Origin of the sequence: Corynebacterium sp. c25Ua_47 (assembly GCF_039907205.1) — a bacterium.
Taxonomy (GTDB): Bacteria; Actinomycetota; Actinomycetes; order Mycobacteriales; family Mycobacteriaceae; genus Corynebacterium; species Corynebacterium hiratae.
Map to the genome: position 1 here is coordinate 142,061 of NZ_JASBOH010000007.1, position 24,788 is coordinate 166,848.

At 61.3% G+C, this 24,788-nt stretch carries 28 protein-coding genes; 9 read left to right on the forward strand and 19 right to left on the reverse strand.

Going from position 1 to position 24,788, the window contains the following annotated elements; genetic code table 11:
* The first annotated feature begins 1 nt into the window (after position 1).
* The gene (locus QKE52_RS08340; protein WP_293775692.1) at positions 2 to 625 is read left to right on the forward strand and encodes a sugar O-acetyltransferase; all 624 of its coding nucleotides are present in this window, start codon (positions 2 to 4) and stop codon (positions 623 to 625) included.
* A complete protein-coding gene (locus tag QKE52_RS08345; RefSeq protein WP_293775694.1) occupies positions 618 to 2,807 on the forward strand; it encodes an ATP-dependent RNA helicase in 2,190 nt (729 codons plus the stop codon). Before QKE52_RS08340 ends, QKE52_RS08345 begins: the two co-directional genes overlap by 8 nt.
* On the opposite strand, the gene QKE52_RS08350 is transcribed toward QKE52_RS08345, so the two are convergent.
* Positions 2,804 to 3,574 carry a TSUP family transporter gene (locus QKE52_RS08350; RefSeq protein WP_102234675.1) on the reverse strand — a complete coding sequence of 257 codons (771 nt, stop codon included), beginning with the start codon at positions 3,572 to 3,574 and terminating at the stop codon, positions 2,804 to 2,806. The two genes, QKE52_RS08345 and QKE52_RS08350, sit on opposite strands and share 4 nt — an antisense overlap.
* 22 nt (positions 3,575 to 3,596) lie before the next feature.
* Between QKE52_RS08350 and QKE52_RS08355 the strand changes: the two genes are divergently transcribed.
* Positions 3,597 to 4,649, forward strand: a complete 1,053-nt coding sequence (locus QKE52_RS08355) for an AbrB family transcriptional regulator (protein WP_246819854.1) — start codon at positions 3,597 to 3,599, stop codon at positions 4,647 to 4,649.
* Here the strand turns inward: QKE52_RS08355 and QKE52_RS08360 are convergent.
* The 3 genes from QKE52_RS08360 to QKE52_RS08370 all read right to left on the reverse strand — a co-directional run bounded on the left by QKE52_RS08360 (position 4,629) and on the right by QKE52_RS08370 (position 8,297).
* Complete coding sequence (locus tag QKE52_RS08360; protein WP_070517082.1) at positions 4,629 to 5,879, reverse strand: DUF4143 domain-containing protein; 1,251 nt, start codon at positions 5,877 to 5,879, stop codon at positions 4,629 to 4,631. The two genes, QKE52_RS08355 and QKE52_RS08360, sit on opposite strands and share 21 nt — an antisense overlap.
* Before the next feature lie 116 nt (positions 5,880 to 5,995).
* On the reverse strand, positions 5,996 to 7,657 hold the full coding sequence (locus QKE52_RS08365; RefSeq protein WP_175974147.1) for a DUF885 domain-containing protein: 1,662 nt from the start codon (positions 7,655 to 7,657) through the stop codon (positions 5,996 to 5,998).
* A 70-nt stretch (positions 7,658 to 7,727) separates the two neighbouring features.
* On the reverse strand, positions 7,728 to 8,297 hold the full coding sequence (locus QKE52_RS08370; protein ID WP_049156802.1) for a TIGR00730 family Rossman fold protein: 570 nt from the start codon (positions 8,295 to 8,297) through the stop codon (positions 7,728 to 7,730).
* Positions 8,298 to 8,394: 97 nt separating this feature from the next.
* Here QKE52_RS08370 and QKE52_RS08375 point away from each other — a divergent pair, with 97 nt between their 5' ends.
* Positions 8,395 to 9,471, forward strand: coding sequence for an ROK family protein (locus tag QKE52_RS08375; protein WP_347948555.1), 1,077 nt, complete (start codon positions 8,395 to 8,397; stop codon positions 9,469 to 9,471).
* On the opposite strand, the gene QKE52_RS08380 is transcribed toward QKE52_RS08375, so the two are convergent.
* The 6 genes from QKE52_RS08380 to amn all read right to left on the reverse strand — a co-directional run bounded on the left by QKE52_RS08380 (position 9,468) and on the right by amn (position 14,466).
* Positions 9,468 to 10,037 carry an HAD-IA family hydrolase gene (locus QKE52_RS08380; RefSeq protein ID WP_049156695.1) on the reverse strand — a complete coding sequence of 190 codons (570 nt, stop codon included), beginning with the start codon at positions 10,035 to 10,037 and terminating at the stop codon, positions 9,468 to 9,470. The two genes, QKE52_RS08375 and QKE52_RS08380, sit on opposite strands and share 4 nt — an antisense overlap.
* Positions 9,979 to 10,365 carry a hypothetical protein gene (locus QKE52_RS08385; protein WP_046648617.1) on the reverse strand — a complete coding sequence of 129 codons (387 nt, stop codon included), beginning with the start codon at positions 10,363 to 10,365 and terminating at the stop codon, positions 9,979 to 9,981. Before QKE52_RS08385 ends, QKE52_RS08380 begins: the two co-directional genes overlap by 59 nt.
* Before the next feature lie 64 nt (positions 10,366 to 10,429).
* A complete protein-coding gene (locus QKE52_RS08390) occupies positions 10,430 to 10,912 on the reverse strand; it encodes a ferritin (protein WP_158381705.1) in 483 nt (160 codons plus the stop codon).
* 133 nt (positions 10,913 to 11,045) lie between these two features.
* The gene (locus QKE52_RS08395) at positions 11,046 to 12,494 is read right to left on the reverse strand and encodes a SulP family inorganic anion transporter (RefSeq protein ID WP_347948556.1); all 1,449 of its coding nucleotides are present in this window, start codon (positions 12,492 to 12,494) and stop codon (positions 11,046 to 11,048) included.
* Entirely contained in the window at positions 12,494 to 13,009 is a 516-nt protein-coding gene (locus QKE52_RS08400) for a phosphoribosyltransferase (RefSeq protein WP_049156689.1), read from the reverse strand. Before QKE52_RS08400 ends, QKE52_RS08395 begins: the two co-directional genes overlap by 1 nt.
* A 53-nt stretch (positions 13,010 to 13,062) precedes the next feature.
* Positions 13,063 to 14,466 (reverse strand): AMP nucleosidase, encoded by a 1,404-nt coding sequence (gene amn, locus QKE52_RS08405; protein ID WP_049156686.1) that lies wholly within the window; start codon positions 14,464 to 14,466, stop codon positions 13,063 to 13,065.
* Positions 14,467 to 14,633: 167 nt separating this feature from the next.
* On the opposite strand from amn, the gene QKE52_RS08410 reads away from it, so the two are divergent.
* Positions 14,634 to 15,383 (forward strand): triacylglycerol lipase, encoded by a 750-nt coding sequence (locus QKE52_RS08410; protein ID WP_049156683.1) that lies wholly within the window; start codon positions 14,634 to 14,636, stop codon positions 15,381 to 15,383.
* Here the strand turns inward: QKE52_RS08410 and QKE52_RS08415 are convergent.
* From QKE52_RS08415 to bioB, 3 genes are read right to left on the reverse strand one after another with little or no spacing between them, the layout of a single operon-like run.
* Complete coding sequence (locus QKE52_RS08415) at positions 15,380 to 16,303, reverse strand: Sir2 family NAD-dependent protein deacetylase (protein WP_049156682.1); 924 nt, start codon at positions 16,301 to 16,303, stop codon at positions 15,380 to 15,382. The genes QKE52_RS08410 and QKE52_RS08415 overlap by 4 nt on opposite strands.
* Positions 16,304 to 16,314: 11 nt before the next feature.
* Positions 16,315 to 16,569: a hypothetical protein gene (locus QKE52_RS08420; RefSeq protein ID WP_046648628.1), complete on the reverse strand. Its 255-nt coding sequence runs from the start codon at positions 16,567 to 16,569 to the stop codon at positions 16,315 to 16,317.
* A complete protein-coding gene (gene bioB, locus QKE52_RS08425; protein WP_046648630.1) occupies positions 16,569 to 17,549 on the reverse strand; it encodes a biotin synthase BioB in 981 nt (326 codons plus the stop codon). Before bioB ends, QKE52_RS08420 begins: the two co-directional genes overlap by 1 nt.
* Before the next feature lie 78 nt (positions 17,550 to 17,627).
* On the opposite strand from bioB, the gene QKE52_RS08430 reads away from it, so the two are divergent.
* Positions 17,628 to 18,944: a M20/M25/M40 family metallo-hydrolase gene (locus QKE52_RS08430; protein WP_347948557.1), complete on the forward strand. Its 1,317-nt coding sequence runs from the start codon at positions 17,628 to 17,630 to the stop codon at positions 18,942 to 18,944.
* Positions 18,945 to 18,979: 35 nt separating this feature from the next.
* Positions 18,980 to 19,492: a hypothetical protein gene (locus tag QKE52_RS08435; RefSeq protein ID WP_347948558.1), complete on the forward strand. Its 513-nt coding sequence runs from the start codon at positions 18,980 to 18,982 to the stop codon at positions 19,490 to 19,492.
* Between the two features lie 4 nt (positions 19,493 to 19,496).
* On the opposite strand, the gene QKE52_RS08440 is transcribed toward QKE52_RS08435, so the two are convergent.
* A complete protein-coding gene (locus QKE52_RS08440; protein ID WP_070681629.1) occupies positions 19,497 to 19,787 on the reverse strand; it encodes a CHY zinc finger protein in 291 nt (96 codons plus the stop codon).
* Positions 19,784 to 20,506, reverse strand: a complete 723-nt coding sequence (locus QKE52_RS08445) for a PaaX protein (protein ID WP_118783644.1) — start codon at positions 20,504 to 20,506, stop codon at positions 19,784 to 19,786. The genes QKE52_RS08440 and QKE52_RS08445 overlap by 4 nt, the downstream gene beginning before the upstream one ends.
* Before the next feature lie 69 nt (positions 20,507 to 20,575).
* Between QKE52_RS08445 and QKE52_RS08450 the strand changes: the two genes are divergently transcribed.
* On the forward strand, positions 20,576 to 21,208 hold the full coding sequence (locus QKE52_RS08450; RefSeq protein ID WP_070681632.1) for a VC0807 family protein: 633 nt from the start codon (positions 20,576 to 20,578) through the stop codon (positions 21,206 to 21,208).
* Here QKE52_RS08450 and QKE52_RS08455 read toward each other — a convergent pair.
* Together QKE52_RS08455 and QKE52_RS08460 are read right to left on the reverse strand one after the other, a co-directional pair.
* Positions 21,205 to 22,032, reverse strand: coding sequence for an alpha/beta fold hydrolase (locus QKE52_RS08455; RefSeq protein ID WP_070681636.1), 828 nt, complete (start codon positions 22,030 to 22,032; stop codon positions 21,205 to 21,207). The two genes, QKE52_RS08450 and QKE52_RS08455, sit on opposite strands and share 4 nt — an antisense overlap.
* A gap of 62 nt (positions 22,033 to 22,094) precedes the next feature.
* A complete protein-coding gene (locus QKE52_RS08460; protein WP_070546046.1) occupies positions 22,095 to 22,892 on the reverse strand; it encodes a trypsin-like serine protease in 798 nt (265 codons plus the stop codon).
* 70 nt (positions 22,893 to 22,962) lie between these two features.
* Here QKE52_RS08460 and QKE52_RS08465 point away from each other — a divergent pair, with 70 nt between their 5' ends.
* Positions 22,963 to 23,487, forward strand: coding sequence for a hypothetical protein (locus tag QKE52_RS08465; protein WP_102234714.1), 525 nt, complete (start codon positions 22,963 to 22,965; stop codon positions 23,485 to 23,487).
* 2 nt (positions 23,488 to 23,489) lie between these two features.
* Here the strand turns inward: QKE52_RS08465 and QKE52_RS08470 are convergent, their stop codons facing one another.
* Together QKE52_RS08470 and QKE52_RS08475 are read right to left on the reverse strand one after the other, a co-directional pair.
* Positions 23,490 to 23,903, reverse strand: coding sequence for a hypothetical protein (locus QKE52_RS08470; RefSeq protein ID WP_070512818.1), 414 nt, complete (start codon positions 23,901 to 23,903; stop codon positions 23,490 to 23,492).
* A 48-nt stretch (positions 23,904 to 23,951) separates the two neighbouring features.
* Positions 23,952 to 24,353 (reverse strand): ASCH domain-containing protein, encoded by a 402-nt coding sequence (locus QKE52_RS08475; protein WP_071406955.1) that lies wholly within the window; start codon positions 24,351 to 24,353, stop codon positions 23,952 to 23,954.
* Positions 24,354 to 24,788: the final 435 nt, after the last annotated feature.

A 24,788-nucleotide genomic window follows, 5' to 3' on the forward strand; every position in this document is an offset into this window, starting at 1 on the left:
GATGGCTGACATGCATCACCCAGACGAAGGATCCTTTGAACGCATGACCAGCGGGCAGTGGTTCATGCCCGGTGTCAACGAGGAGGTCAGCGCCGAACATCGACGCGGCTTCCTGCTGGTCAAGGAGCTCAATGAGCTGCACAACACCAACCCAGAGCGCGCGAAGGAGATCTTGCGAGAGCTGCTTTCGCCCGAGTCCGAGGTTCCCGGGCTGCACGTCCCACTCAACTTGGAGTATGGCTGCAATGTGACCATCGGAAAGGGCGTCTTCATCAACTTTGGCGCGACGATCCTGGCGCAGGCGCCTGTAACCCTCGGAGATCACGTCATGATCGGTCCGAACTGCTCGCTTATTACCGTGGGGCATCCTGTCAACGACCATGAGATGCGAGCAGAAGGTTGGGAGATTGCGAAGCCTATCAGCGTCGGCGATAACACGTGGTTTGGTGCCAATGTCACTGTGCTGCCGGGCGTGACAATCGGCAAGAACTGCGTCGTGGGAGCGGGCACGCTGGTGACTAAGGCTATCCCGGATAACTCGCTGGTCTTGGGCTCACCGGGACGTGTGGTGCGCACGCTGGAGGACAACGAGAATAGGTGGGAGCGCCAGGATCTCGATGTTTGATCTCAAGGCGATCGGCAAGGGGCTTCCCGTCCTAGAGACCATTGATTCGCTTCCTTCGGACGGCCACGTCGTAGTCCAAGCTCCGCCCGGCACGGGTAAGACCACGCTTGTTCCACCGGCGTTGGCTAACCAGGTGGAGGGAAAGGTCCTCGTTACCGCACCACGCCGCGTGGCGGTGCGCGCTGCGGCCAACCGCTTGCAGGAGTTGTCCGGGCAGCGCATCGGCTATGCGGTGCGCGGTGATTCCCGGAAGGGTCAGGACGTTGAATTCGTTACCCCCGGCGTTCTGTTGCGCCGCCTGTTGCGGGATCCGGAACTCACTGGTGTTGATTCCGTAGCCATCGACGAGGTCCACGAGCGCCAGCTCGATACTGACCTCGTACTCGCCATGTGCTTGGAGTTGGCGCAGCTCCGAGATGACTTTCGGGTTATTGCCATGTCCGCGACTGTCGACGCCACCCGCTTCTCCCAGCTCATGGGGAATGCGCCCATCCATTCGACCGAGGCCATAACGTACCCACTCGACATTTCCTATGAACCGATTCCGGGACGCGCTGCAGGAGATCGAGACTTTTGGAAAGGCGTGGCCCAGGTTGCCGCGCGACAGCGCGAGTCCACGCTGGTCTTTGTGCCGGGAGTACGCGAGGTCAACCTGGTGTGTGAGGCACTCGCCGGCCATAACGTTTTTCCGCTCCACGGCCGCCAAACCACGCAGGAGCAGGACGCTGCGCTGTATACGCGAGAGCAGCGCATCGTGGTGGCCACCTCCATCGCCGAATCTTCGCTGACCGTGCCGGGCGTGCGCACCGTCGTCGATGCCGGTTTATCCCGCGTGCCCAAGCGAGATGCGCAGCGCGGGATGAGTGGGTTGGTGACGGTGTCGACGTCGAAAAGCAGCGCCGATCAACGCGCCGGACGTGCCGGACGTGAGGCGCCCGGCACCGTCGTCCGCTGCTATTCACAGGAGGACTACCAGCACTTTTCTCCGCACGTGATTCCAGAGATCCTTTCCGCGGACCTCACGCAGGCGGCGCTGTTCATGGATTGTTGGGGCGCGGGACCGGACTTCCCGTTGCTTGATCAACCGCCGAAGGCTGCGCTTGTCGACGCCCACCGCACCCTAGATCTGCTTCATGCCACTGAAGAGTTGGCGCTGCTGCCGACGCACCCACGGTGGGGCGCGGCACTGTTGAAGTACGGTGCGGGGGCGGCGCAGACGATTGCCCGCCTGGATGATTCGGATCCGAAGCGGCTTGCCCGCCTGGTGCCCAACAAAGGTCCGGTGGACCCAGGCGTGGTGGTCGCAACTGCCTTCCCGGAGTTCGTGGCAAAGCGCGTAGGTGACAAGGAGTATTTGTTGGCGAGTGGCACCCGCGCGCGGTTTCTCGAGGATGGTCACGAGTGGTTGGCGGTGGCGGAGGTGTCGTTGGCACAATCTCGAAACGCCATCATTCGTGAAGCAGTGCCGATTGCGGAAAAGGACGCGCTCGAGATCATCGGCGTGACGGAGGAAACCCGAGCTTTTCTCGACGGCCCCAAAGTGCGCGGCGTACGGGTGCGTGCGGCAGGCGCCATCGTGCTGTCGGAAACCCCAGTGAAGGTCTCCGGTGATGAGGCGGTGGAGGCACTACGCAACTCCGGACAGGGTTTAAACCTGTTTCACTTCAGCGACAAGGCCCAGAACCTGCGGGAGCGTATGCGGCACTTACACGCTGCATACGGTGAGCCATGGCCGGACGTGGACGGTGATGATCTGAGCTGGCTGGAGCCGGAGCTGCACGAACTCGCTGAGGGGAAGCGCCCAGACATGTACCCGGCGCTGCAGCGTCTGCTGCCGTGGCCCGAAGCTAGCCGCTTGGATGAGCTCGCGCCGGAACGGTTATCGGTTCCGTCCGGACGTGCTGCGAAGATCGATTGGTCCGGCGAGCGCCCCGTGGTCTCCATCAAGTTGCAGGAATGTTTTGGGTTGGCGGAGTCTCCCGAATACTGCGACCATCGCGTGCAATTTCATCTGTTATCCCCCGCCGGCCGGCCACTTGCCGTCACCGATGATCTAGCGAGCTTCTGGTCCGGGCCCTATGCCGGTGTGCGCGCGGACATGCGCGGGCGCTACCCCAAGCACCCGTGGCCGGAGGATCCGTGGAATGCGGTGGCAACCGCAAAGACGAAGAACAGGATTTAACCCCACTGCTGCCAGGCCAGGTACACGCTCATCACCACGACGAGAGTGAGGAGTGCATAGCGGATGAGCTTCGCACCGCCGCCGAGCACTGTTCGCGCGCCCAGCTGCGCACCAATGATATTGGCCGCTGCGAGAACAAGTGCTAGGCCCCATACCACGTGCCCGCCCACGATGAAGACCACGAGCGCGCCGACGTTGGTACATGTGTTGACCACCTTGGACATCGCGGCGGAGGTAAGGAAGTTCTGGGAAAAGATGGCGGTGAAGGCCATGATGAGGAACATGCCGGTGCCGGGCCCAAAAATACCGTCGTAAAAGGCAATGGCCGCCACGGCGGCTAACCCGGTCCACGTGCGCCAGCCGCCGCGGATACCGTCTCCTTCGCCGCTCCCGAAGTCTGGGCGAAAGGCCACGAAAATGCCGACTGCCACCATGAGCACGATGATGACCGGCCGCATGACGTCCTTGTCCATGAGTGCGGCTGCTGCAGCGCCGAGCCCGGAGCATAGGAGGGCGATAAGGCCCATACGGATGAGCTCGCTCTTCGGCGGGCGGACCTTCTTGACGAGCGTTACGGCAGCAGATGCTGTGCCCGAGACCGCTGCCACTTTGTTCGTGGCCAGGGCTGTAGCCGGTGCAAGCTGGGGCGCGACCGCCAGAATGAGCGGAATGAGCACGAGCCCGCCGCCACCAATGACGGCATCGATCCATCCGGCCACGGCAGCGCCAATGGTGAGAATCGCCCAACCACTTAATCCGAAATCCATGTCCATCATTAAACTCGATTCCATGTCTGTTCGTACGAGATGGGTCATCGTGGCCCCGGGGTCAGCAGCACTCGGGGCATTGTTTAGCTACCTTCACGTACCCGCAGCCTGGATCCTCGGCGCCATCGTGGTCTCGGGAGCCATGGCCTTGACGACGGGCAAAGAACTCGCCGTTAATGAGCACTTTTATTCTGTCGCCCGCGGATTCATCGGAATGATGGCGGGCATACCTCTGACCTTAGTTCCTGCCTCCACCCTCATCGGCTTTGTGCCAGCCGCGGTGACGATGTCACTCATTACTGTTTTAATCGGCGTCGCTGGCGGTGTTCTGCTGCATCGTTCGCAGCCGAAGGATATTTCCTGGGAGACGGGTATTTTGTCGATGCTGCCGGGCGGGGCCTCCCTCATGCCGGCACTAGCTAGCGAGCTCGGCGCGGACTACCGCTACGTGGCGCTGACGCAATACCTGCGCCTTCTGGCGGTGTCGGTGTCGCTGCCGTTGGTGGTGTCGTTGTTGGATGCCCCCGCTGGTCACGGTGTCGACATGAGCGTCGACGGCGAGGCCACGTGGTGGGTAGTTCTGCTGACCCTCGCCATCGCTGTGGTTGGTGAACAGCTGGGCAAGCTGGTGCGTTTGCCCGCTGCTGCTGTATTGGGGCCGCTCATCGTGACGGTGCTGGTCGCGCAGGTTATTCCAGCCGGCCACACTCTGGAGCCGCTCTACGTGTTCAAGATCATGGCGTTTATGTCCATTGGCTGGGTCTGCGGTGGCGGGCTTTCAGTACCGGCACTGCGGGCCTTCGCCAAGCAGCTACCGGCGACGATCCTCTTCATCATTGTCGTGATCGGCGTGTGCGCGCTCACTGCTGTGCCTTTGACCACATGGCTGGACATAACCTACTTCGAGGCTTACCTCGCCACCTCACCCGGCGCGCTGGAGACGGTGCTCGCGCTATCGGCAGAAGGCGGCGCAGGACCAGCCGTGGTGGCCGTGCAGATTATTCGACTCATCATCGTGCTGGTCATCGCCGGCTACCTGCCGCAGATTTTGCGGCTATTCCGCAAGCGCCGCTAGTGGAACCACCCACACTCCATCTGACCGTTGGAAAGCTGGTCCGCTGGGAATAACCACGATGAGAGCGGCCGGTGGCAAGGAGACCTTCTCTGCCACTCTTAACAAATGTGCCGCCGCGGCATCGACCTCGTTGTGCGAAAGTTTCGCTTCAAATCCCACCCACGAGCCATCCCTGAGTTCCACTATCGCGTCAATTTCTTCGCGGCCCTTCATATCCCGCAGATGGAAGACGCCTCGTGCCCTTAATGCTTGAGCATAAACGCGCAGATCGTGCACCAGTTGCGCCTCAAAGAGAATGCCCAAAGTCTCTAGATCACCAAGCAGTTTGTCTGGCCCAACCGCCAACAATGCAGCTGCCAAGCCAGGATCCGCGAGCTGACGCTTCGGCATCTGAACCATGGTTGTCTTAGATCTCGTCTTTGGTGACCACGCGGGCTGGTCTTCAACTAGGAACAAACGTGTAGCAAAATCATGAATAACGTTGACGGTTTCTGCTGCCGGCATAGGAGTAGCACTGCTGAGCTCGCCAATGCGTTTACGAATCGCTGCAGCGGTGGCCGGTTGAGCAACTAGCCCCGCGTAGGCGCGAAGAAAAGACTGGAAACGGCGCGGATCGCGGCGCGGACCCCCAAGTTCCGGGTAGTCGTGCTCGCTCATCTCCGTGAGGTAAGACTCCATCCCCTCTTGGGCATCTAGAGGATCAAGGTCGAAAAACTCTGGGAAGCCACCGGCAACGATCCAGCGGGCATAATCCGCCACGGTGGCGTCCGTCCCAGCCGTGGGATCCTGATTGCCGGAAATAATCGCGCCTAGTGATACGCGCTCAGCCAAATCTCCACGCTCTGCCAGGCTCAACGTACGCAACTGAATCGAGCGAATACGCCCAGCCCCCGAATGGCGGGTGGCATCGTCATCGGGTGTCGAGGAACCCGTGAGGAGGAACTGTCCCTTTTCTCGCGAGTCATCGACCGCATGACGCACTTCGTTCCAGATAGCAGGAACAACCTGCCATTCATCGATAAGCCGGGGCCGCGCCCCTTGAAGCCCTAGTGCCGGTTGCATGCGAGCAACGTTTGCTTCAGGAGTGTCACGGTCAAGCTGAATGACAGACTTAGCAAACTGGCGCGCCGTCGACGTTTTGCCGCTCGCGCGGGGGCCTTTCAGGAAGAGGGCTCCGGCAACGCGAAGGCCTCTTTCTACTTCTGCATCAACAATTCGCGGCAGGTACATACCAGGTACCCTAGTCCGAAACATGGATAAATTACAGAGTCACTAGTGGATAAATCCAAGAGTCAGGTGTGGATAAATCCAAGAGTCAGGTGTGGATAAATCCAAGAGTCTGACAGCTAGTCCAGAATCGTCTCGCGCAGGATCGACATCGGCACTGAGCCCAGAGCCAATGCCTGGGAGTGGAAATCACGTACGTCCATCCCCTGTTCGACTGCGGCGTCGCGGGTCTGCTGCCACAGGCGCTGGCCCAAGGCATAAGACGGCGCCTGGCCCGGCCAGCCCAGGTAACGGGTGACCTCGAAGGAGAGGTTGGCATCGTCCATCGCGGTGTTCTCACGCATGAAGGTCTTGACGTGGGACTTGTCCCAGACACCGGACGCGGTGCAATCCGGCAGCGCCTTGCCCAAGTGGAGTCCGATGTCCACCACGACGCGGGCGGCGCGGAAGCGTTGGGCGTCGAGAAGCCCCATGCGGAAGCCCGGATCATCCATGTACCCCAGCTCCGCCATGAGTGCCTCAGCGTACAGAGCCCAGCCCTCACCGTGGCCGGAGTTCCACGTCACCGCACGGCGCCATAGGTTGAGATCCGGCTGGGTCAGCGCGGCACCAATCTGCAGATGGTGGCCCGGCGCGCCCTCGTGGTGGACGGTGGTTAGTTCCTGCCAGGTGTGGAAAAGCTCCTGGCCAGCCGGTACGGACCACCACATGCGGCCGGGGCGGGAGAAGTCATCAGACGGCGAGGTGTAGAAGATACCGCCGGTGCCGGCCGGGTCAATGCAGCACTCGATTTCTTTAACCGCCTCCGGGATGTCGAAGGCGGTGCCGTCGAGGTCCTTGATGACGCGGTCCGCGGTGGACTGCATCCACTCCACTAACGCGTCGGTGCCGTGCAGCTGGTAACGCTCCTCCTCGTTGAGTTTGCGCATAGCTGCGCGCACGGTGACGTCGGAGCCATAGAGCTCGTGGGCGATCTTTTCTTGTTCCGCCTTGATGGAGCGCACCTGGTCCATGCCCCACTCATAGGCCTCATCGAGGTCCACGACATCGCCGACGAAGAGCCTGGAGAAGCGCTCGTAGCGCTCGCGACCCACCGCGTCTTGCGATGGTGCTTGTGGTTGCAGCTCGTTTGAGAGCCAATCGGCGAACTCGCCGAAGGCTTCCTTGGCCGCGTCCACCTCTGGGCCCTCAACGCCAAGGTCCTCGAGCATGGAGCCGGCGTCGGCAAGCCGCTCGCATTGCACGAAGACATCGGAGATCTGGCGCTGCGGCGCCACCATGCCACGCGACGCCGCCTCCGTGAGGGACTCCCTGTAGCCGTTGAGGGAGGCCGCCACCTTCGACAGGCGCGAGCGCAACGCATCAAGCTGCTCCGGGGTGTCCTTCGGCATGAGCATGAGGGTGTCGCGGATGGTCTGCACCGGGGAGGCAATGTTGTTAAGGCAGCGGATGTCCTCACCGGCATGGTGTAGGTCAAGATCCAGGCAGAGACGGTCGCGCAAGACGGCGGCGGTGACGTAGTCCACCTCATCGAAGTCATCGTCATCATCAGACTCGTCGGTGGTGTCATCGAGGGCGTCGAGATCCGCCATCATCTCACGAGTGCGATCCGCCACGGAGGAGTAGTACTCCGGGGAGAAATCCTCCAGCTCCCCATCGAAGCCGGGAATTCCCCACGCGGTGGCATCGGTGGGCGTGAGCTGCGCGAGGTCGTGGACGAAGTTATCGCACGACGCGTCCAGCAGCGAAGGCTGGCGCTCTGCGTTCTGGTCAAAACTCATAAGGGCGAAGTCTAACGAAGATCCAGGGGGTTGGGCCAACCCAGCGCCGCCTTATTTACCAGGTTGTTAGCTAATTGTTGCTCCACTTACTTCCCGGGCTCGTCCATGATGCAAATTGATCCAGGACTTCAGCTGGAAACGGGCTGACCACGAGCGCGTCGAGGAAGCGTTTTTGAACGAACCCCTCCTGCACCATTGCGGAGTACATGTTTATAAACGGCTGCCAGAAACCGTTGACGTCTACTAGGCCCACCGGGCCATCAAGGTTGCCTAATTGTTGCAGGGTAAGCACCTCGGTGAGCTCCTCTAGAGTTCCCACGCCGCCCGGCAGGCACACGAAGGCATCCGCGAGTTCCTCCATACGCGTCTTGCGCTGCGCCATGGTGTCCACGACCTCGAGCTTGGTTACCCGCTGGTGTGACATCTCGTAATCGACGAGCTGCCGCGGGATTACTCCGATGACGGTGCCGCCGGCTGCCAAGCAGGAATCCGCGACGATGCCCATCAGGCCCACGTCACCGCCGCCATAGACCAGGGTGAGGTTGCGCCGCGCGAGCTCCTCCCCCAAAAGGTGTGCGGCTTGGCCATAGGCTTCAGAGTTTCCGACGGCGGAGCCGCAGTACACAGCAACAGAATCCATGAACACCACTCTAACGCAGGCACACTTCTAGACTATGATGTCTACTGAATCCCAATTTCTATTAGACAATGCGGTCTGGTGAATTTATACTTGCGCCATGATTAAATCTGGTCCCGTGTTCACTCGCCCCCGCACCCCGGCGGCGAAGTGCCTCCACATCATTCGACTCAATCCCGTTGTGACCCGCAGTGAACTTGTCGAAGCCACGGGGCTATCCCAGCCCACGATTACCCGCGCCACTGCCGCGCTGCTGGGCGCTGGGCTGATTCGCGAGCGCACGGATTTGACTCAGTCCCGCGGGCGCGGACGCCCCACCGTGCCCCTAGAGGTAGCGGATAATAACTGGATGCTCGCCGGCATTGCGGTTGGTACCGCCTTTACCCACATCGCCTTCTTCGATACCAAGGGGCGCACCCTCCGCGAGGAAGACGTGGCTACCCCGGTTTCGCGTTTGAGTGCAAGCGATGTCATCGAGCACATCATCGCTGGTGTCAATCGCCTCATGACCGGCCTGGATCTCCGTTTGGTTTCAGTCGGCGTGACCACCTCCGGAAGCGTCAACGAGGCCGGACGCATCACTGCCCACAACCTGGGCTGGGACGAGATGGACATCGCTAGTCGTCTGGAGTACCAGTTCGGCGTTCCGGTTGTCGTGTCTTCCGTCATCCCCGCCATCCTGGGATCCGAGACGCAGTCCGCGGAGCTGGGCGCGGAAAAGCCCGTCACGGTGCTCTACGCGGATGACTCCGTCGGTGCTGCGCTCACAGTCGGCGATGAAATTGTGCAGCTCGAACTCGACGGTGCTGACGCCCTGGCCACGCAGGCGATACTGAATGAGACCGGCGGAGACTCATTCCCAGACGTGGTGGCGAATGCTGATGAAGAAACGCGAGCGCTTCTCGACGACCGCGCGCGCTCCCTCGGCACCACCGCCGCTGAGCTGTTGACGGAGCACACGCCCGATACTCTCGTTGTGGCCGGCGGTGCCTTTTCGGATGATCCGGCGGCCCCGAAGCTCTTTGCTTCCGCCGTGCGCCAGGCCACCGATCACCCAGTGGAGCTGCGCATGATCCCCTCGCACACCGAAATTGTGCGCGCCTGCACCCGCGCTGTGGCGCTCGATCCACTGCTGCGCGTACCGCTGGAGCTCGGCCGCGAGGCGAAAGCTGCCTAAAAAGGGATCGAATTGATGCCCGTAAAAAGGTGCGCCTTGAGCCCGAGGCGCTGCGCGCCAGTGACGAAGTCGGGCCGATCATCGAAGAAGTGCGTGTCCTTGGCCTGCGCGCCCAGGGCATCGACGGCCACGAGGTAGGCCTCCGGATCTGGTTTAGCTACCCCGATATCGCAGCTCAGCGTCACGGCGGCGCATTCCTGAAGCCAGGTCTGCGTCTGGCGGATCCGGGTTCCCAGTACCGCCGGCACATTCGCTAGGATGCCGACGCTGTGGCCTTGACCGATGAGGTTTAGCACCGCACGAACTACCTGTGAGTCGGCAACCAGCAGGCGCTCAGTGTCCAGTTCGGTCGCGTGGCTGACGTCAAAGGAGTCCAGTTCAGTCAGCGCGCGGATGCGCCCCCAATATTGCGAATCACTCAGGTGCCCAGAATTATAAGCTGGGCGAAACTCCTCATAGAGCGACCAAAAGTGCTCCGGGTTTTCGGGACGGAGATAATCCTCCAGCTCAGCGTTCCCAGCGGGCCGCATGAGCACGCCGTAGAGGTCGAAGAGCAAAGTGGCCATGCGCCCAGTGTAGCCAGACCGCAATAGCGCCGGTCAGGGTGCCCGCCACGAAAAGCGGAAGCGACAGCGTGCCGTGGGCCCACAACGTCGAGATCGCTCCCACGAGGAACAAGCCGCCCACGCTAAACAAGGAGCGGCTCAGCGCCGTCGATGCCGCAGCCGCGCCCAACAAGAGGGCAAGTCCTGCAAACGGACCAAGCATGACGGCAAGAGCAAAGAAGAAGGTTCCCAGCGCCATGTTCGTTGCCGCCAGCCACGTGCCGCCGACCAATGCGATCACAAGGCCGGCCAGGGCACCGCAAATGAGCATCAGGCGCGTTGTAGTCATAAAAGAAATTCTCCCACCAACCGCAGGGGGCTGTGGGAGAATTCGTGCAAACTATATGGCTTCGTTACCGTTGCGCCAGCGAACCATCGATGCGCAGCAGGCCCGAGCCGTCATTGCCCACCAGCTTGAGCTGGTCAATGATCTCGGACACGGTGGACTCCTCCTCAACCTGCTCCTCGAGGAACCAGTTGATGAGGGCGCGGGAATCGAGATCCCCGGCGGCATCCGCGGTGCGGGCGATCTCCCGGATCTGCTCCGAGACCTTCTGCTCATGCGCGAGGGAGGCCTCAAAGGCATCGAGCGGGGTGGCGGCCTTGACGGAGCCGACCTGGATATCCCCCAGCTCGACGCGGTAGCCGCGGTCCAACAGGTGCTCGGCGAACTTCTGTGCGTGCTCGCGCTCTTCCTCTGCCTGCTTGAAGAACCAATCGCGCATACCCGGGAAGGACAGGTTGTCCATCTCGTAGGCCAGCTGGGTGTAAATCAGGGCTGCACCGTGTTCGTTATTGACCTGGGCGTTGAGGAGCGTTTGCAGTTTCTCATCCATAAGAGTTAATCCTTTCGTGTGTTGTTCCCACAATTTCGTGTGTTGTTCCCACAATACAGAAATTCTCTGGACGCGCTAGCAAGGCGATCTTAAGCAAACTCGCACGTCATAACACTTTTTCTGGTAGGTTTACCTAACCCAAACCAGAAATCCTCTGGTAACGCGCGAGGCTAACGCCATCGAGGCCGCGGAATTCCACCGCTACTCCACGACTTGCGTACTTGTTTTCCACGGATTCAAGCACCGCCACGGTTGAGGCATCCCAGATATCGGCCTCTGAGAAATCCACAATGATCTTGTCCACCGGCAGGGTGTAATCGAAGGCGTAGACCAGATCGTTGGACGACGCGAAGAAAAGCTGGCCGCGCACGGTGTAGACGTTGCCCTCCAGCTCCACCGACACCAGGTGCGCCACGCGGCGCGCAAAGGCCACCGAGGCGGTGAGGACGCCGAGGATCACACCGACCGCCAGGTTATTTGTCACCAGGGTGCCAATCACCGTCACGAGCATGACGAGGGTTTCGCTCAACGGCATGCGGTGAATCGTGCGCACCGAGTGCCAATCCACGGTGTGGAAAGACACCATGAACATGACCGCCACGAGCGCGGCCATGGGGATTTTTCCTACGGTATCGCCCAACACGAGGATGAGGATGAGGAGGAAGACGCCGGCGAGGAACGTCGACAAGCGCGTGCGCGCCTGGGATTCCTTGACGTTAATCATGGTCTGGCCGATCATTGCGCACACGCCCATGCCGCCGATGGCCGCGGCGAGCATGTTGCCGATGCCCTGGCCCACGGATTCGCGCGTCTTATCGGAGTGGGTATCCGTGAGGTCGTCGACAAGCTTGGCGGTCAGCAGGGATTCCATAAGGCCGACGAGTGCAACGCCCAATGCATAGGGAAGGCAGAGGAGAATAGTCTCCTTCGTCCAAGGTAAGTCCGGAATAACAAAACCGGGCAGGGAGGTCGGCAGCTCGCCTTGGTCCGCGACGTTGGGAACCTGCCAGCCGAAAATCACAGTGAGTGCGCTAACCACGATAATCGCGACGAGCGGGGCGGGGATCACCGTGGTAATCCGCGGCCACACCACCATGATGACGAGGCCTAGCGCGACAAGGGGGTAGACCAGCCACGGCACCTGCCACAGGTGGCTCAGCTGCGCCGTGAACATGAGGATGCCCAGGGCGTTGACAAACCCCAGCATGACGCTGCGGGGGATGAAACGCATGAGCTTGGCGACGCCCAGCACTGCCATCACTACTTGGAGAATTCCCGCCATCCAGATGGTCAGCAGCACGTACTGCAGGCCATGCTCGTGGGCAAGTGGTGCGATCACCACGGCGACAGAGCCAGCTGCAGCAGAGATCATGGCCGGGCGCCCGCCGGTGATGGCGATGGACATCGCCATGATGACGGAGGCGAAGAGCCCCACCTTGGGGTCGAGTCCGGCGAGGATGGAGAAACTTAAAACTTCCGGGATGAGGGCGAGCGCAACAGCAAGCCCGCCAAACACCTCCTTGCGGAAGCGGGCGGGCGAGCTAAAGGCCGCGCGGAAAGACCCGGCTGCGTGCTCCGACACTAGTGGCCGTCTTTGAAAGAGCCGTCGCGGGTGATGACTGGCAGGACGGACCATGCGAAGTTGATCCACTGATCGGTCTTCTTCCACGAGAAGTCCGGCTCAAAGATGGTGGTCGGCTTCGTGTAGATCACCGCGGACTTGACCTCGGACGCGGTCTGCTCGAGCAGGTTGACCACGAGGTCGAGGGTCTTGCCGGAATCCGCCACGTCATCAACGACGAGGACCTTCTTGCCCTTGAGCGAATCAGTGTCCAGCTGCGGGTTAAGGAGAATCGGCTCCGGGAGGGTCTCACCGATATCGGTGTAGAACTCCACGTTGATAGCACCCATCTCCTTGACCCCGATGGCGTAGCCAATAGCGCCGGCTGGGATCAATCCACCGCGGGCCACGCCCACGATAAGGTCGGGGAACCAACCCGAATCCACGATTTCTTGGGACAGGGAGCGACTGGCCTCACCGAAGACCTCCCACGTCAGGTTCTCGCGTTCCGGGTTCCACCACTCCGGGGTGCTCATCGTCTAGGTCTCCTTCGCCAGATTGTGCATTTCCCTCAGTCTAATCATCAACCTCAGCGAAACGGTACCTCTCCTACCGTTCGGCGCAATTTGCGGGTGCGCAGCCGCTCCGGATTTTCCGCCAAAGCCTCCACCGCGCGCACCGCGCACATCACGTGTGCCTCCTTCGAATTGGAATAAAAGGCCTGCGCTTGGGCGGGAAGCTTGGGCACGGCATGCAGAGGGAGATCGGAGACCGACAGCAGCGTGCCATAAGGGATGCGGTAGCGGTAGCCGTTGGCGGCGAGGGTGCAGGATTCCATATCTACTGCCACCGCGGTGGAGTGGCGCAGCCACTCCCACAGATCACGGGAGGTGCGCCATTCCCAGTTGCGATCATCGGTGGAGAGCACCGTGCCGGTGCGCATGAGCGAATTGTCTTTTCCATAGACCTCGTCGACGGCGGCCTCCAGCATGCGCTGGATCTCCGGGATGGCGGGAATCGGGTTGCTGGTGGTGACGGTGCCGTCGAGGATGTGGTCTTCGCGCTGATAAGCATTGCCCAGGATGAGGTCACCGATGCGCATGCGGCCATCAAGCCCTGCGCAGTGGCCGATCATGATCCAGGCCTCCGGGCGCAGGACTGCCAAGCAGTCCGTGATGGTTTTGGCATTGGAGGGGCCGACACCGATGTTGATCATCGTGATGCCATCGCCGCCGGCGGTGATGAGATCAAAACGTGGCATCTGGTAGCGGGAGGTGAGGGTGAGCTCGTCGACGTCGAGAAGCACCGCGTCATTGGGGTGGATGGTCTCCCCCGTGGGCAGCACGAGCGCGGTGTAGCGGGAGTCTTCCCGCGCCAATTCGCGCAGCCCGAACTTGACGAACTCGGTGGTGTGCATGGCGTAGTTGGTGAACAGGATGTACTTCTGCACGGTGTCCACCTCGATGCCGGTGTAGTGCTCGATGCGGGCGCAGGCAATGTCGAAGCGCTGCGCACCAAAATGGAACAGTGGTTTTTCCTTGCCGTGGAAAGCCTTCCAAGCGCCGTCCACGATTCCGTCATGCACCGCATCGAGGGTGGGCCGGGGGATGTCGCCACGGTCCTGGGGAATCTGTGTAATCCCCCGAATATATTCCGGCGGGATGCGCTCATCCGATTGACCGACGTAGAGATCGCACAGGTAGTTGTTGGTGAGCCGCGTGAGCTGCTCTGTCAGGTAATCACGAATCAGCCATGGTTTGGATATCACCGCCGAGTAGCGGCCCTCTTGGTCCACGTAACCGAAGGGCTCGGAGCGGTCGATGGGCGTCCACTGGCGTACATGCACGGTGATCTTTGGGTACACCACGTGGCGGTAGGCATCGTGGTCCCCTGAGGCCAATGCTTCACGTGCCAGCGCACAGGAACTGTCATAGAGCTCGCAGAGACGAGCAACCGCTTCGTTGACGGAGTGGACATGCTGCAGGTCGGTCATGCCCGCGAGTGTATCCATGAAAGAAGCCCGCCGCGGTGAAGCGGCGGGCCCTATCCCCATGACTAATCCGGTAACGCGTACGGTGTGGAGCTCACCGCCGTTCCGTATTAGGCAAGCCTTAGCTTAGTACGAAAGTTGGATAGGGGTCAAGAGTAAACTGAAATTTCATGACCCCACTCCCCCTCGGTGCCCGCAGACGCCCACGCGGCGTCTACGAAGACGACTGGTCCGCGCGCCCTACCGCCGAACGCCCCTGGCCGGTTGTCTTGATCCACGGAACCTGCGACAGCAAGGGAATATGGCAGGTTCTCGCAGACATGCTCCGCGCCGCTGGCTGGGCCACCTTCGCCCCTGACTACGGGACCCGCGCCACTGGCCCCCTGCAGGAATCCGCTCGGCAGCTCGACGCCTACATCAACGCCGTCCGCACCGTCACCGGCGCGGAGCAGGTGATTCTCGTGGGCCACTCCCAGGGTGGATTATTGGCTCGGTACTGGATGCGCATGCACGATAGCGCGGAGTTTGTACGGCACGTGGTGTGTATCAGCTCTCCCAATCACGGCACGACCCAGGGTGGAATCGCCAGCCCCCTCTTTCGCAGCGAGAGGCAGGAGGAGGTGGCGCGCTCGCTTATCGACGGCTGGTTTGGCCCCGCCGGCATGCAGCAGGTCACCGGCAGCGAGATTGTTGAGGCCACGAACCGCGGCAGCGAGGTCGAACCCGGGGTGAGCTATACGTGCATCGCCACGCGCGCCGACGCCATCGTGGTTCCACCAAACACCTGTTTCCTCAATGGCCCGAATGTCCACAACGTCTATATCCAGGACATCGAGCGCCTTGCGATTATTCGCCACGAGGATATGCCCATGGATAAACGGGTATGCCAGTTTGTCCTCGAGGAACTGGAGCGGCTCTAGAGCTCCAGCTCGTCGAGAACCGCATCGAAAGCCGGCCCCACCTGGGTCCGCCACAGTGTGTCCACGCGGTCATCCGCGCGCCCTGGCCCTCCATTGATGGTGGCCACGCGCTTGCCCTGTTTCTTTGCCTCCAGAACGAAGCGGAAGCCGCTCATCACCGCCAGCGACGAGCCGGCTACCAGCAGGGAGTCAGACGCGTTGACCATCGCGTAGGCGGCGTCCTTTTTAAAAGTCGGAACGGGCTCGCCGAAATAGACCACGTCTGGTTTGAGGCGCTGTGAGCCGCACCGCACGCAGCCGGGCATGACAAATTCTTCGACCGCTTCTTGGCTGAGGGCAACGTCGCCGTCAGGGTTAACGTCCTCTTTGTTGACTGCCCAGCGTTGCAGGTAAGTCGGGTTGGCTGTGGCGGCGCGGGCGTCGTAGTCCGCGCGTGGTTCTTCGTACCCGCAACTCAAGCACACCACGTGCTGCATGTCCCCGTGCAGGGCAATGAGGTTGCGCTGCCCGGCTTCCTCGTGCAGGCCGTCCACGTTCTGTGTGACGACACCCGTGAGGAGCCCGGCGCGCTCGAGTTCGACCAACGCGTAGTGCGTGCGGTTGGGGTGTGCAGCTTGCATGACCCGCCAGCCGACGAAAGCACGCGCCCAATAGCGGTGCGAGGCCTGCGGATCGTGCAGGAACTCCTGGTAGGTCATGGGGCGGTGCCGGCTGAGGGAACCGCGCGGGCCGCGGTAGTCGGGCACGCCCGATTCCGTGGATACGCCCGCGCCGGTGAGGACCATGACGTTGCCGCGGCGCAGTTGATCGGTGACGGCGTCCAGTGCTTGTTGTGGGGGAGTCGGCTCAGCGATCTCGGCGACGACCCGGGAGATGGAGCGCAACGCGGACTGGTGAGCGTGGGCAACGGCGGGATCCATGGTGCCCCAGCTTACGGGAGAGCCTCCTCGTAGAGATGATCTGAGTCGAGCTCGCCATGGCGCGAACAGCGCGCGTTCCAGCCATCCGGGCGCACCTGCACCACCATGCGGCGCCCACACAGCTGGCAATAGCGCGGGACGTCCAGGCCCGCTGCGGCCGCTGGGTGCAAAGTGAATTCCTCGCTTAGTGGTTTCCCCGTGTTGGGGTGGAACAGCGGCTCATCGCCAGCAAGGACGGCGGCGGCCAGCTCCGTCGAGCTGTTCATCAGAGCGCCTTGATGGGCAGGTCGATGCGGCCGAGCATGTCGACGTCCTTCTCAATCTGCTTGCCCAGAGTGGTCAGGTAGTTGCCGGCGATGATGGCGTTGATGCCGCCGAGCAGCCCCTTTTCGGTTCCGTCATCACCCAGGGAGAGCTCGCGGCCGCCCGCAAAACGGAGGGTTACAGACGGCATGGCCAGGCGGAATGCGGCCACTGCGCGCAGTGCCTCACCGAGCGGGACCAACGGGTAGTTCGCGAATGGTGTGCCCGGGCGCGGGTCGAGGAAGTTCATCGGCACCTCGCAGGGCTCGATCTGGGCCAGCTGGTAGGCGAACTCGGCGCGGTCTTCTAGTGATTCGCCCATTCCGATGATGCCGCCGGAGCAGATCTCCATGCCGACTGCACGGACGTTCTCGAGGGTCTCTTTGCGCTCCTCCCAGGTGTGGGTCGTGACCACGTTGGGGAAGAAGGACTTGGAGGTCTCCAGGTTGTGGTTGTAGCGCTGGGCGCCCATGTCCTTGAGGCGCTGGGCCTGCTCGCGGGTGAGGGTGCCCAGGGACAGGGAGATTTCGATATCAACTTCATCGAGGATGGCCGGGATGGCCTCGGCAACCTGGGACAGGAGGTTCTCGTCTGGGGCCTTAACGGCCGCCACGATGCAGAACTCCGTGGCGCCCGTCTTAGCGGTCTTCTTGGCGGCCTCCACCAGCTCCGGGATGTTGAGGCGCGCGGCACGCACGGGGGACTCGAAAAGGCCCGACTGCGAGCAGAAGTGGCAGTCCTCCGGGCAGCCGCCGGTCTTAATGGAGATGATGCCTTCCACGGAGACGTCCGGACCGCACCACTTGAGGCGGGTTTGATGCGCGATGTCCGCAATCTCTTCCAGCTGCTCATCCGGGATCTGAAGGACCTGCAGCAGTTCTTCTTCGTTCAGGCCGATGCCCTGCTCCAGGGCCTTCTCGCGTGCGATATCTACGATGCTCATGCGGGAAACCTTACTTGAACACCGTTCAAGTTGTGGTAAATCCGCGTGTTTTGTTCGGTCCGGACTAACCTCTAGGCCATGGATTCCACGCTCTATGACGACACCCTCGCGCTACTCCAGGAGCTTATTCGCAATGCCTGCGTGAATGACCTCACGCCTGACTCCGGCAACGAGGTCCGCAACGCGGATACTCTGGAGAAGTTCTTCAACGGTACCCCGGTGGAGATTCAACGCTATGAATCGCACCCAGGCCGCGTGACCATCGTGGTGACCGTTCCGGGTGACCCGGACAAGGAGCCGCTGACGCTCATGGGCCACACGGATGTCGTGCCCGTCGACGAGCCCAAGTGGACCAAGCCGCCCTTCGACGCCGTCATCGAAGATGGCAAGCTCTACGGCCGCGGCGCGGTGGACATGCTCTTTATTACGGCGACGATGGCGGCGGTGGTCAGGGACGTCGCCAAGCGCGGCAATCCCGGCGGCACCCTGGCGTTCGTAGGTATGGCGGACGAGGAGGCCCGCGGCGGTTTGGGCTCCATCTGGATGGACAAGCACCACCCGGAGGCCTACTCGGTGCGCAACTGCCTCTCGGAGACCGGCGGCAGCCACCTGCCCGGCGCGCTCGGCTTCAACGTCGGCGAAAAGGGCGCAGGCCAGCGCCGCCTGCACGTGCACGGCGATGCCGGCCATGGCTCGACGCCCTTCGGCAAGGACTTTGCCATCGTCAAGATTGGTGAGGTCGCTCGCCGCATCGCGGCCGCGGAGCCGCCCGTGGCGACGGATGAGGTGTGGCAGGGATTCGTCAAGACCTTCCGCTTCGATCCCGCAACGGAGGCAGCGCTTCTCGACGGCTCCGCTACCGCCGCAGATTATGAGAAATTCGGTAATTTGTCTGCCTACGCCCACGCCTTTTCGCACACGACGATTGCCCAAACCGTCCTGCGCGCGGGTGGTGCCATCAACGTGCTGCCCTCCCACGCCTACCTGGAGATGGACATCCGTCCCTTCCCTGGCCAGACCCAGGAGGAGCTTGATGATTTCCTACGTGAAGCGCTCGGCGATATGGCCGACGAAGTAGAGATCGAGCACCTTATTACTGAGGACGCTACACAGTCCTCCACCGATACCGAGCTGTGGCGCTGCATCGAAGAGACCGCCCACGAGTTCTTCCCAGAAAAGAAGGTGTTGCCGGTACTGGCCACGGGTGGCTCCGACCTGCGCGTAGCACGCCGACGTGGCGGCAATGCCTACGGCTTCGCGCTGCACGCCGAGGATCGAGACATGGCCAGCGCGAACTCGCAGCTGCACAGCCACGACGAACACCTGTACTTGGAGGACTTGGATTTGACCGTGAAGGCGTATTCTTCGCTGGTGGATCGTTTCTTGAGCCGCTAACACAAAAGTGTAAAAGCTGTGGCACAATGTGGCGCATGAGAAATAAGCTTGTCCTGTGCTCCGTTGCTGCCGCCATCGGCCTGTCCGCCCCTACCGCCTCCGCCGACATGGTGGATGACTACCTGGCTAAGGTCCCGGCCGGCCAGATCTCCTGCGAGCAGGCCACCAAGTACTACACCAACCCGTCCGACTACAACAGCAAGAAGTCCCAGGCGCTCGCTGCCGCTAACTTCCACCCGCGCGGCGGCGAGATCCGCGACGCCGTCGCCCGCGCCGACGAGGCCATCGCGCGCTGCGGCCTGAATGGCGGCGGTGGCAACGCTGCTAACAATGGTGGTGCCCCAGCCAACAACACTGCCCCAGCTAACAACACCGCGCCTACCAACAACGGTGGTACCCCAGCCAATAACGGCAATAAGGCCCCGACAAACAACGCTTTTCCGACGATTCCGGTGACCTTCGGTAACTTCACCATTCACGTCCCGGATATCGTGGCGTACCTCAAGACCCTCGTCGAGGGCACCCCGCTGGCCCAGCTTTTGCCGTAGAAAACTAGCGGAAATACGTCCCCGCGTGCAGCGCGCAGCCGGTATTGAAGGCATGCCCGCACGCGGGGCATTTGTATGACGAATACTCAGCGTATGTCATCGTTCGGCCGCAGGCCCCGCACATGACGCAGAGCTCGTCCTTCGGCATGGGTCCAAAATCATGATCCGTTAACTCCGCGTGGCAGAGCGAACACGCGAACCAGCCGCCGCAGGTGTGGCACTTGTTCGCAACGACGTCGACTAGCGTGTGCCAGTGGCGGCACCGGCCCTCCGCGTCAATCGCTCCGTGGATCATGGCCACGACTCTAACAGCCGCGCCATCGCCCGGTGGGCCGGCGTGATGTCCATGCGCAGGCGGCTCTCCAGCAATTCCGCAGGGAAATCAGCGGGGAGAAGCTGTGCGGGGAAGGGCGGGGTGCGGCGCAGCGCCGCGAAGGCGGCGGCGTGGCGGCGCGTAGTTTCGACGACGATGCCAACGTCATCGGTGGGCAAAGGGGGAACGTCGCCCAGCGCGCTAATACGGGCAGCACTGTCCTCGAGGTCCCACGCGGTGGCGATAACGTCGCGGGCAGTGTCCTCATCCACGGACCAGGTGCCGATAAAGGTTTTCTGCGCCCACTCCCCCGGCGCGTGGGCGCCCACCAGGACTCCGGGCCGCAGCTGCCGGAAACCGCTGGCATGGGCGGCGCGCAGGAAGGCATCTTTCTCCGCACGGCGATCCTCGCCGATATCGAAGATCACCGTGTGAAACGCCCCCTCCCACTGGAAGTCGCGCGGCGAACCTAGGTGACGAAACTCCGCAAGGTAGTCCCCCACCATGGAATACACGGAACAACGCCCCGCTCGGCGCGAGGATAGGTCGCCCGCGCGCACCATACGGGATAGATACGTGCGCGCACCGGCCGGCGACAGACCCAGCCCAGTGAGGATCGGTGTCAGCACAGGCCCGGGGAGCTCCTCGCGGCGGGCCAACCCACAGAGGTATCCAAAAGTTCCTGGTCCAACGTCAGCCATGCCCCAACCCTAGGGTTTTTATGTGTCAGAAACAAACCGATTCGTATGTTTTGTGGCACACTATGTGGCATGAGTCTCAATCCACGCCTGCTCAACTTCCTCATCCTCGGCGTCTTCGACGTCGGCCTGGCCATCCTGCTATTCCAGATCGTCGATTCCACAACCAACAACCACGTCTATGCCTACCTGGCCGCCAGCATCGGCCCCCTCGTCGGCGGCATCATCCAGCATGTGCGCCAGAAGTCTTTTTCTGGGATTTCTGCGTTGATCCTTGCCTTCAACGTTGCTGCGGCGTTGGCCACGCTGGTCGGTGGCACCGATGAGCGCCTCCTGCTAGTTAAAGGCAGCGTTGTTACCGGCATTATTGGCTTGCTCTTCCTCGGCAGCCTGGCCCTTGGAAAGCCCCTTGCCTTCTACTTTGGCCAGCGCTTTGGCACCGACGGCACAAAGGAAGGCGTCGCCTACTGGAACGGGTTGTGGAAATACCCGACCTTCCGCGCCTCCCAGCGCTACATCACCATCGTGTGGGGCGTCGTGTTCCTGCTCGAAGCCATCATCCGCGTCGTCGCCGCCTATTCCCTCCCCTTCACCACCGCCTACTGGCTGTCGAATGCGTTGCCCTTCGTGGCCCTCGCTATCTGCCTAACGGCCACCTTCGCCATTGCTGCACGCGCCCGCAAGTCCGCGCCGACCCCGGCCTAGCGCGTGAGCCCCCACAGAATCTGCTCGTGCACGCGCGGGTCATGGGGCAGCTGCCCATGTTCGACCGGGGCCGATTCCACGTTGACCACATCCGCCCCCGGAACAGCGCTCAGCTCAGAGGTCTGATTCGGCGTCACAGTGCTATCCGCCGGCGAGTAGATGGAGGTATAGGTGAGGCCGGACGCGGTGTCCGGCAACTGGTTGAGATTCTCCATGAACTCCGAACCCTCCAACTGTTGAATGCCGGCGCTGGTACCCACGAATTTGACCACGCTGGGGGCAATTTTGGCTGCCGTGCTTAGCGACGTTGCTCTGCCACCCCACGTCGTCCCGTGAAAATTCGCGCCGATGGTGACCACGCGGTTCACTTCATCGGGCGAACCGTAGAGCTGGGTGAAGGTCTTGGTGTGCAGGCCGCCCTGGGAGAAGCCCACGAGGTTTACTTTGTGTGCTCCGGTGACCTCCCGGATGTGCTCTATCTGCCTGGCTATTTCGCGCCCAGAGGATTCTAGATCCGAAATCCCCTTCAGGTAGTCATAGGCGTTCTGGTAGGCCACGTCCTCGGCGCCATAATCGAAGGCCCAGACGCACATGCCCTGGTCCTTGAGTGTCGGGATGAGGTCGTTCCACTCAGCCGAGTTAGCCGAGGTTCCGTGCAGCAAAACGACCGGCTCGGTAACAGGACCCGTGGGCTGGCAGTCGGGATCGTTGATGCCGAGACCCTGCGCGGCGGAGGTCTCCATGGTTTGAGCATGGGCCGGAACGGGGGCCGCAGTGGCGAGGAGAATAGCGAGGAAGGCACGCTGCAGGAAGCCGTTTTTCATAAGGAGACAGCTTATCGCCGATCCCTGAGCATCTGCTGTACGGTTCCTGTATGCCTGCCGAACTACCAGGAGGAAAGGCTGCTCAAGCTGCTGGAGCGCTTGGATTCTTTCTTTTGGGTCTGGGCGTGTTTCTTTGCTTCCTCGAATGCTGCGGGCGAATCGAAGTCATCGTAGCTATCCATCAGCGTTCGCAGAGACTGCAGATTCGGATAGATTTCGCTGTGCCACATGTGACGGCGCGTGCCATCGGTGCACTCCTCGTTTTCTTCACCGCCGGTGTGCACCGCGAAGATCATGGTGTCCTGGTAGAGCGGCGCGCCGGAATCTCCGTTGCACGTGCGCGAAGCAAACATGGAGCGCGATTGGATGAGATTATCGAAATCGTAGCCTTGAATCTCCCCAGCGACCCCAGTCTCTTCGACGCGGACCACGGCCTCAGAGGCAAAATTGTGCATCCCTCCGTAGCCCACGAGGAAGAGCGAGTCATTGACGCGCAGCGGCCGCGAGGGCAACTCGAAGGCTTCCGCGTCCATGGGTTCCGCTTTCAGCAGGGCGACGTCCGACTTCTCTGCTACCGGGGTGGAGGCGAGCACCTTGGCGTTGTCACCATCCGCCTGCGTGAGACGCAGGTCGCGGCCCAAGCAGTGTGAAGCAGTAAGCCACCAATCATTGCCGATGTACCCCGCGGAGCACTCGCGTTTGCCGTTTCGCCACAGCGCCGCGACGCGGTCATCGCTGGCTGCAACCGTGCTCGTTGCCTGTAGAACCCCGGGGACGTTCGCAGAAGTGGGGGCGCCAAACAGGGAGGACGTCACTGTCACGATGATGGAGAGCAAGGAAGCGAGAATACCAGGGAACACAAGGCGTAACTCTATCAGTGTAATCGCATGCGTGCTCACCGCACACCACGGCATATCATTAGGACCTGTGATGAAGCGATTTCTCTCTCTTGCCGCTGCACTCTTCTTTCTCAGCGGCTGTTCCTCTCTCGACGTTGAATCCACCCCTGCGAGTGAGACGTCGCCAAGCACAAGCACCAGCGTTACTGAAGACGCCCCACAGCCCACCCTCCCCGCTACGGAGGAAAACGTCGAAGGCGTCAACATAGATCAACCACAAGAGGAAGTCATCGGCTTCACCGAGGCCCCCGGCGCGGCGCAGCCTACTCCGATGGAGAAAACCATCGAGTCCTGCGGTGATGTCTCGCTGCACGAAACCGGTACGACATTCTTCAGCGATGGAACCTCTGGCTGGACGCAACAGTGCTCGGACGAGATGCTGGCTGCGAATCCTCCAGTTCAAGAAGCCGCCGCGGTGTATGAAGCACCCGCCGTGCAGGAGAACTATGTTCATCCCGGCGCGTATTGCAGCGGCGGAAGCGGCGTATCAAAGAGAGGTGTCCCGATGACGTGCGCACCTGCTTCTGATGGCAGGATGCGCTGGCAAAGCGCGTAACCTCATTCCGGCAGTTGAGGGCCTTTACCCTTCTTCCACAACGCAAAGGCGATGCCTCTGCGAATCAGTGCTGAAAGCCCCACGGGTAGGCAGCACAGGAAGGGCAAAGCGATGAGCATCTGCTCGATCCAGCCGAAGAGACCAACCGCCCCGATAACGACGAAAACGGCATCCAGGCGGAAATCTGTAATGACCTTCCGCTGCATGGGCAGGGAAACAAGGTAAGCAATTCCCAGAAACACGAGTGCGGGAAGAAGCACAAAGACTGCAAGGAAGCCACTCTCAGCATCAGTTCCTTGCGTATCGACGAAAAAGAGGGCCACCAGCAGCCCAACAAGCACGAACTCCACAAACGGTAACCGCAGCACAGGGAAATCTATAAGCCGCGGTGGCAGGGCGGAAGCGGGGCCGAACATACCGACAGTCTAGGTAAAATCATTTCCGCGTGGGCTTCGCCAAAGCTTTTAAGCCTTGCGGAGCGTGAACTCAACGACGTCGACTTCGTCGTCCTCAGCTAATCCGGGATAGTGAGTATCAAGCGCTTCATGAAGCTCAGCAAGAGAGCCAAAGCCATCTCTTCGGGCTTGTTCCTCCGTCAAGGACCTCCGCTGGGTAGAAACAACTGACGTGACCGCTGCGGGAATGGTGACGACCTCTCCGGATTCTTTCTCAAAGACAATCTGGGCGCTTCCTTCATGGAAGGGATCATCCACCCGAATGGTTTGTTGCTTTTCTCCGCTTCGAATTGATTCCTCGTAACCTTCCCACATATAGATGCGTTGCTCTTTGTCCATGTCACGCCAGTTATATGCGAACGGTAAGAGCTCTTCCACAGTGAGTGCTTCAAGTCCATTGCTTCCGCGCACGATGCACCGGATAGACGGATCAGTATCAAATAGCACTTGGCGGCACTTTCCACAGGGCGAAAGCACCTGGCCAGTCGGACCGTGGACGGCGACTACCGCTCGGATCGGATCCTCTGGATGACTAGCAGCGTGGTTAGCTAAGGCCGAGATTTCACCACAGGGGCCACCGAGAAAATGATATGCGTTTAAACCGAGCACGTGTTTGCCGGATTCGGTCAGGAGGGCTGCGGCTACGGTGTGATCTACCCCGTCGTGGAAACGGGCCCTTCCGGTTTCGGGGTGCGTAGCGGGGTGAAGTAGAACGCGACGGGTTCAGCGGGTCGCCACAACATGTAGGGGTCCCTGGTGTGAAGATGAAAGTTCCTACACAACCATCTAAACCCACCAGGAACCCGTACTGTGAAGCCTACTGGAAACCTCGTTGCTGACACCATT

Excerpts from the sequence above, each read along its gene's own strand:
- QKE52_RS08365 (WP_175974147.1), bottom strand. The coding sequence starts at position 7,657 with ATGAGTTTTGACCAGAACGCAGAGCGCCAGCCTTCGCTGCTGGACGCG.
- QKE52_RS08435 (WP_347948558.1), top strand. The coding sequence starts at position 18,980 with ATGAGAAATAAGCTTGTCCTGTGCTCCGTTGCTGCCGCCATCGGCCTG.
- QKE52_RS08355 (WP_246819854.1), top strand. The coding sequence starts at position 3,597 with ATGTCTGTTCGTACGAGATGGGTCATCGTGGCCCCGGGGTCAGCAGCA.
- QKE52_RS08350 (WP_102234675.1), bottom strand. The coding sequence starts at position 3,574 with ATGGATTTCGGATTAAGTGGTTGGGCGATTCTCACCATTGGCGCTGCC.
- QKE52_RS08410 (WP_049156683.1), top strand. The coding sequence starts at position 14,634 with ATGACCCCACTCCCCCTCGGTGCCCGCAGACGCCCACGCGGCGTCTAC.
- QKE52_RS08415 (WP_049156682.1), bottom strand. The coding sequence starts at position 16,303 with ATGGATCCCGCCGTTGCCCACGCTCACCAGTCCGCGTTGCGCTCCATC.
- QKE52_RS08465 (WP_102234714.1), top strand. The coding sequence starts at position 22,963 with ATGAAGCGATTTCTCTCTCTTGCCGCTGCACTCTTCTTTCTCAGCGGC.
- QKE52_RS08360 (WP_070517082.1), bottom strand. The coding sequence starts at position 5,879 with ATGTACCTGCCGCGAATTGTTGATGCAGAAGTAGAAAGAGGCCTTCGC.
- QKE52_RS08380 (WP_049156695.1), bottom strand. The coding sequence starts at position 10,037 with ATGGCCACTTTGCTCTTCGACCTCTACGGCGTGCTCATGCGGCCCGCT.
- QKE52_RS08390 (WP_158381705.1), bottom strand. The coding sequence starts at position 10,912 with ATGGATGAGAAACTGCAAACGCTCCTCAACGCCCAGGTCAATAACGAA.
- QKE52_RS08370 (WP_049156802.1), bottom strand. The coding sequence starts at position 8,297 with ATGGATTCTGTTGCTGTGTACTGCGGCTCCGCCGTCGGAAACTCTGAA.
- QKE52_RS08470 (WP_070512818.1), bottom strand. The coding sequence starts at position 23,903 with ATGTTCGGCCCCGCTTCCGCCCTGCCACCGCGGCTTATAGATTTCCCT.
- QKE52_RS08385 (WP_046648617.1), bottom strand. The coding sequence starts at position 10,365 with ATGACTACAACGCGCCTGATGCTCATTTGCGGTGCCCTGGCCGGCCTT.
- QKE52_RS08450 (WP_070681632.1), top strand. The coding sequence starts at position 20,576 with ATGAGTCTCAATCCACGCCTGCTCAACTTCCTCATCCTCGGCGTCTTC.
- QKE52_RS08340 (WP_293775692.1), top strand. The coding sequence starts at position 2 with ATGGCTGACATGCATCACCCAGACGAAGGATCCTTTGAACGCATGACC.
- QKE52_RS08440 (WP_070681629.1), bottom strand. The coding sequence starts at position 19,787 with ATGATCCACGGAGCGATTGACGCGGAGGGCCGGTGCCGCCACTGGCAC.
- QKE52_RS08455 (WP_070681636.1), bottom strand. The coding sequence starts at position 22,032 with ATGAAAAACGGCTTCCTGCAGCGTGCCTTCCTCGCTATTCTCCTCGCC.
- QKE52_RS08420 (WP_046648628.1), bottom strand. The coding sequence starts at position 16,569 with ATGAACAGCTCGACGGAGCTGGCCGCCGCCGTCCTTGCTGGCGATGAG.
- QKE52_RS08445 (WP_118783644.1), bottom strand. The coding sequence starts at position 20,506 with ATGGCTGACGTTGGACCAGGAACTTTTGGATACCTCTGTGGGTTGGCC.
- QKE52_RS08345 (WP_293775694.1), top strand. The coding sequence starts at position 618 with ATGTTTGATCTCAAGGCGATCGGCAAGGGGCTTCCCGTCCTAGAGACC.
- amn (WP_049156686.1), bottom strand. The coding sequence starts at position 14,466 with ATGACCGACCTGCAGCATGTCCACTCCGTCAACGAAGCGGTTGCTCGT.
- QKE52_RS08430 (WP_347948557.1), top strand. The coding sequence starts at position 17,628 with ATGGATTCCACGCTCTATGACGACACCCTCGCGCTACTCCAGGAGCTT.
- QKE52_RS08375 (WP_347948555.1), top strand. The coding sequence starts at position 8,395 with ATGATTAAATCTGGTCCCGTGTTCACTCGCCCCCGCACCCCGGCGGCG.
- QKE52_RS08400 (WP_049156689.1), bottom strand. The coding sequence starts at position 13,009 with ATGAGCACCCCGGAGTGGTGGAACCCGGAACGCGAGAACCTGACGTGG.
- bioB (WP_046648630.1), bottom strand. The coding sequence starts at position 17,549 with ATGAGCATCGTAGATATCGCACGCGAGAAGGCCCTGGAGCAGGGCATC.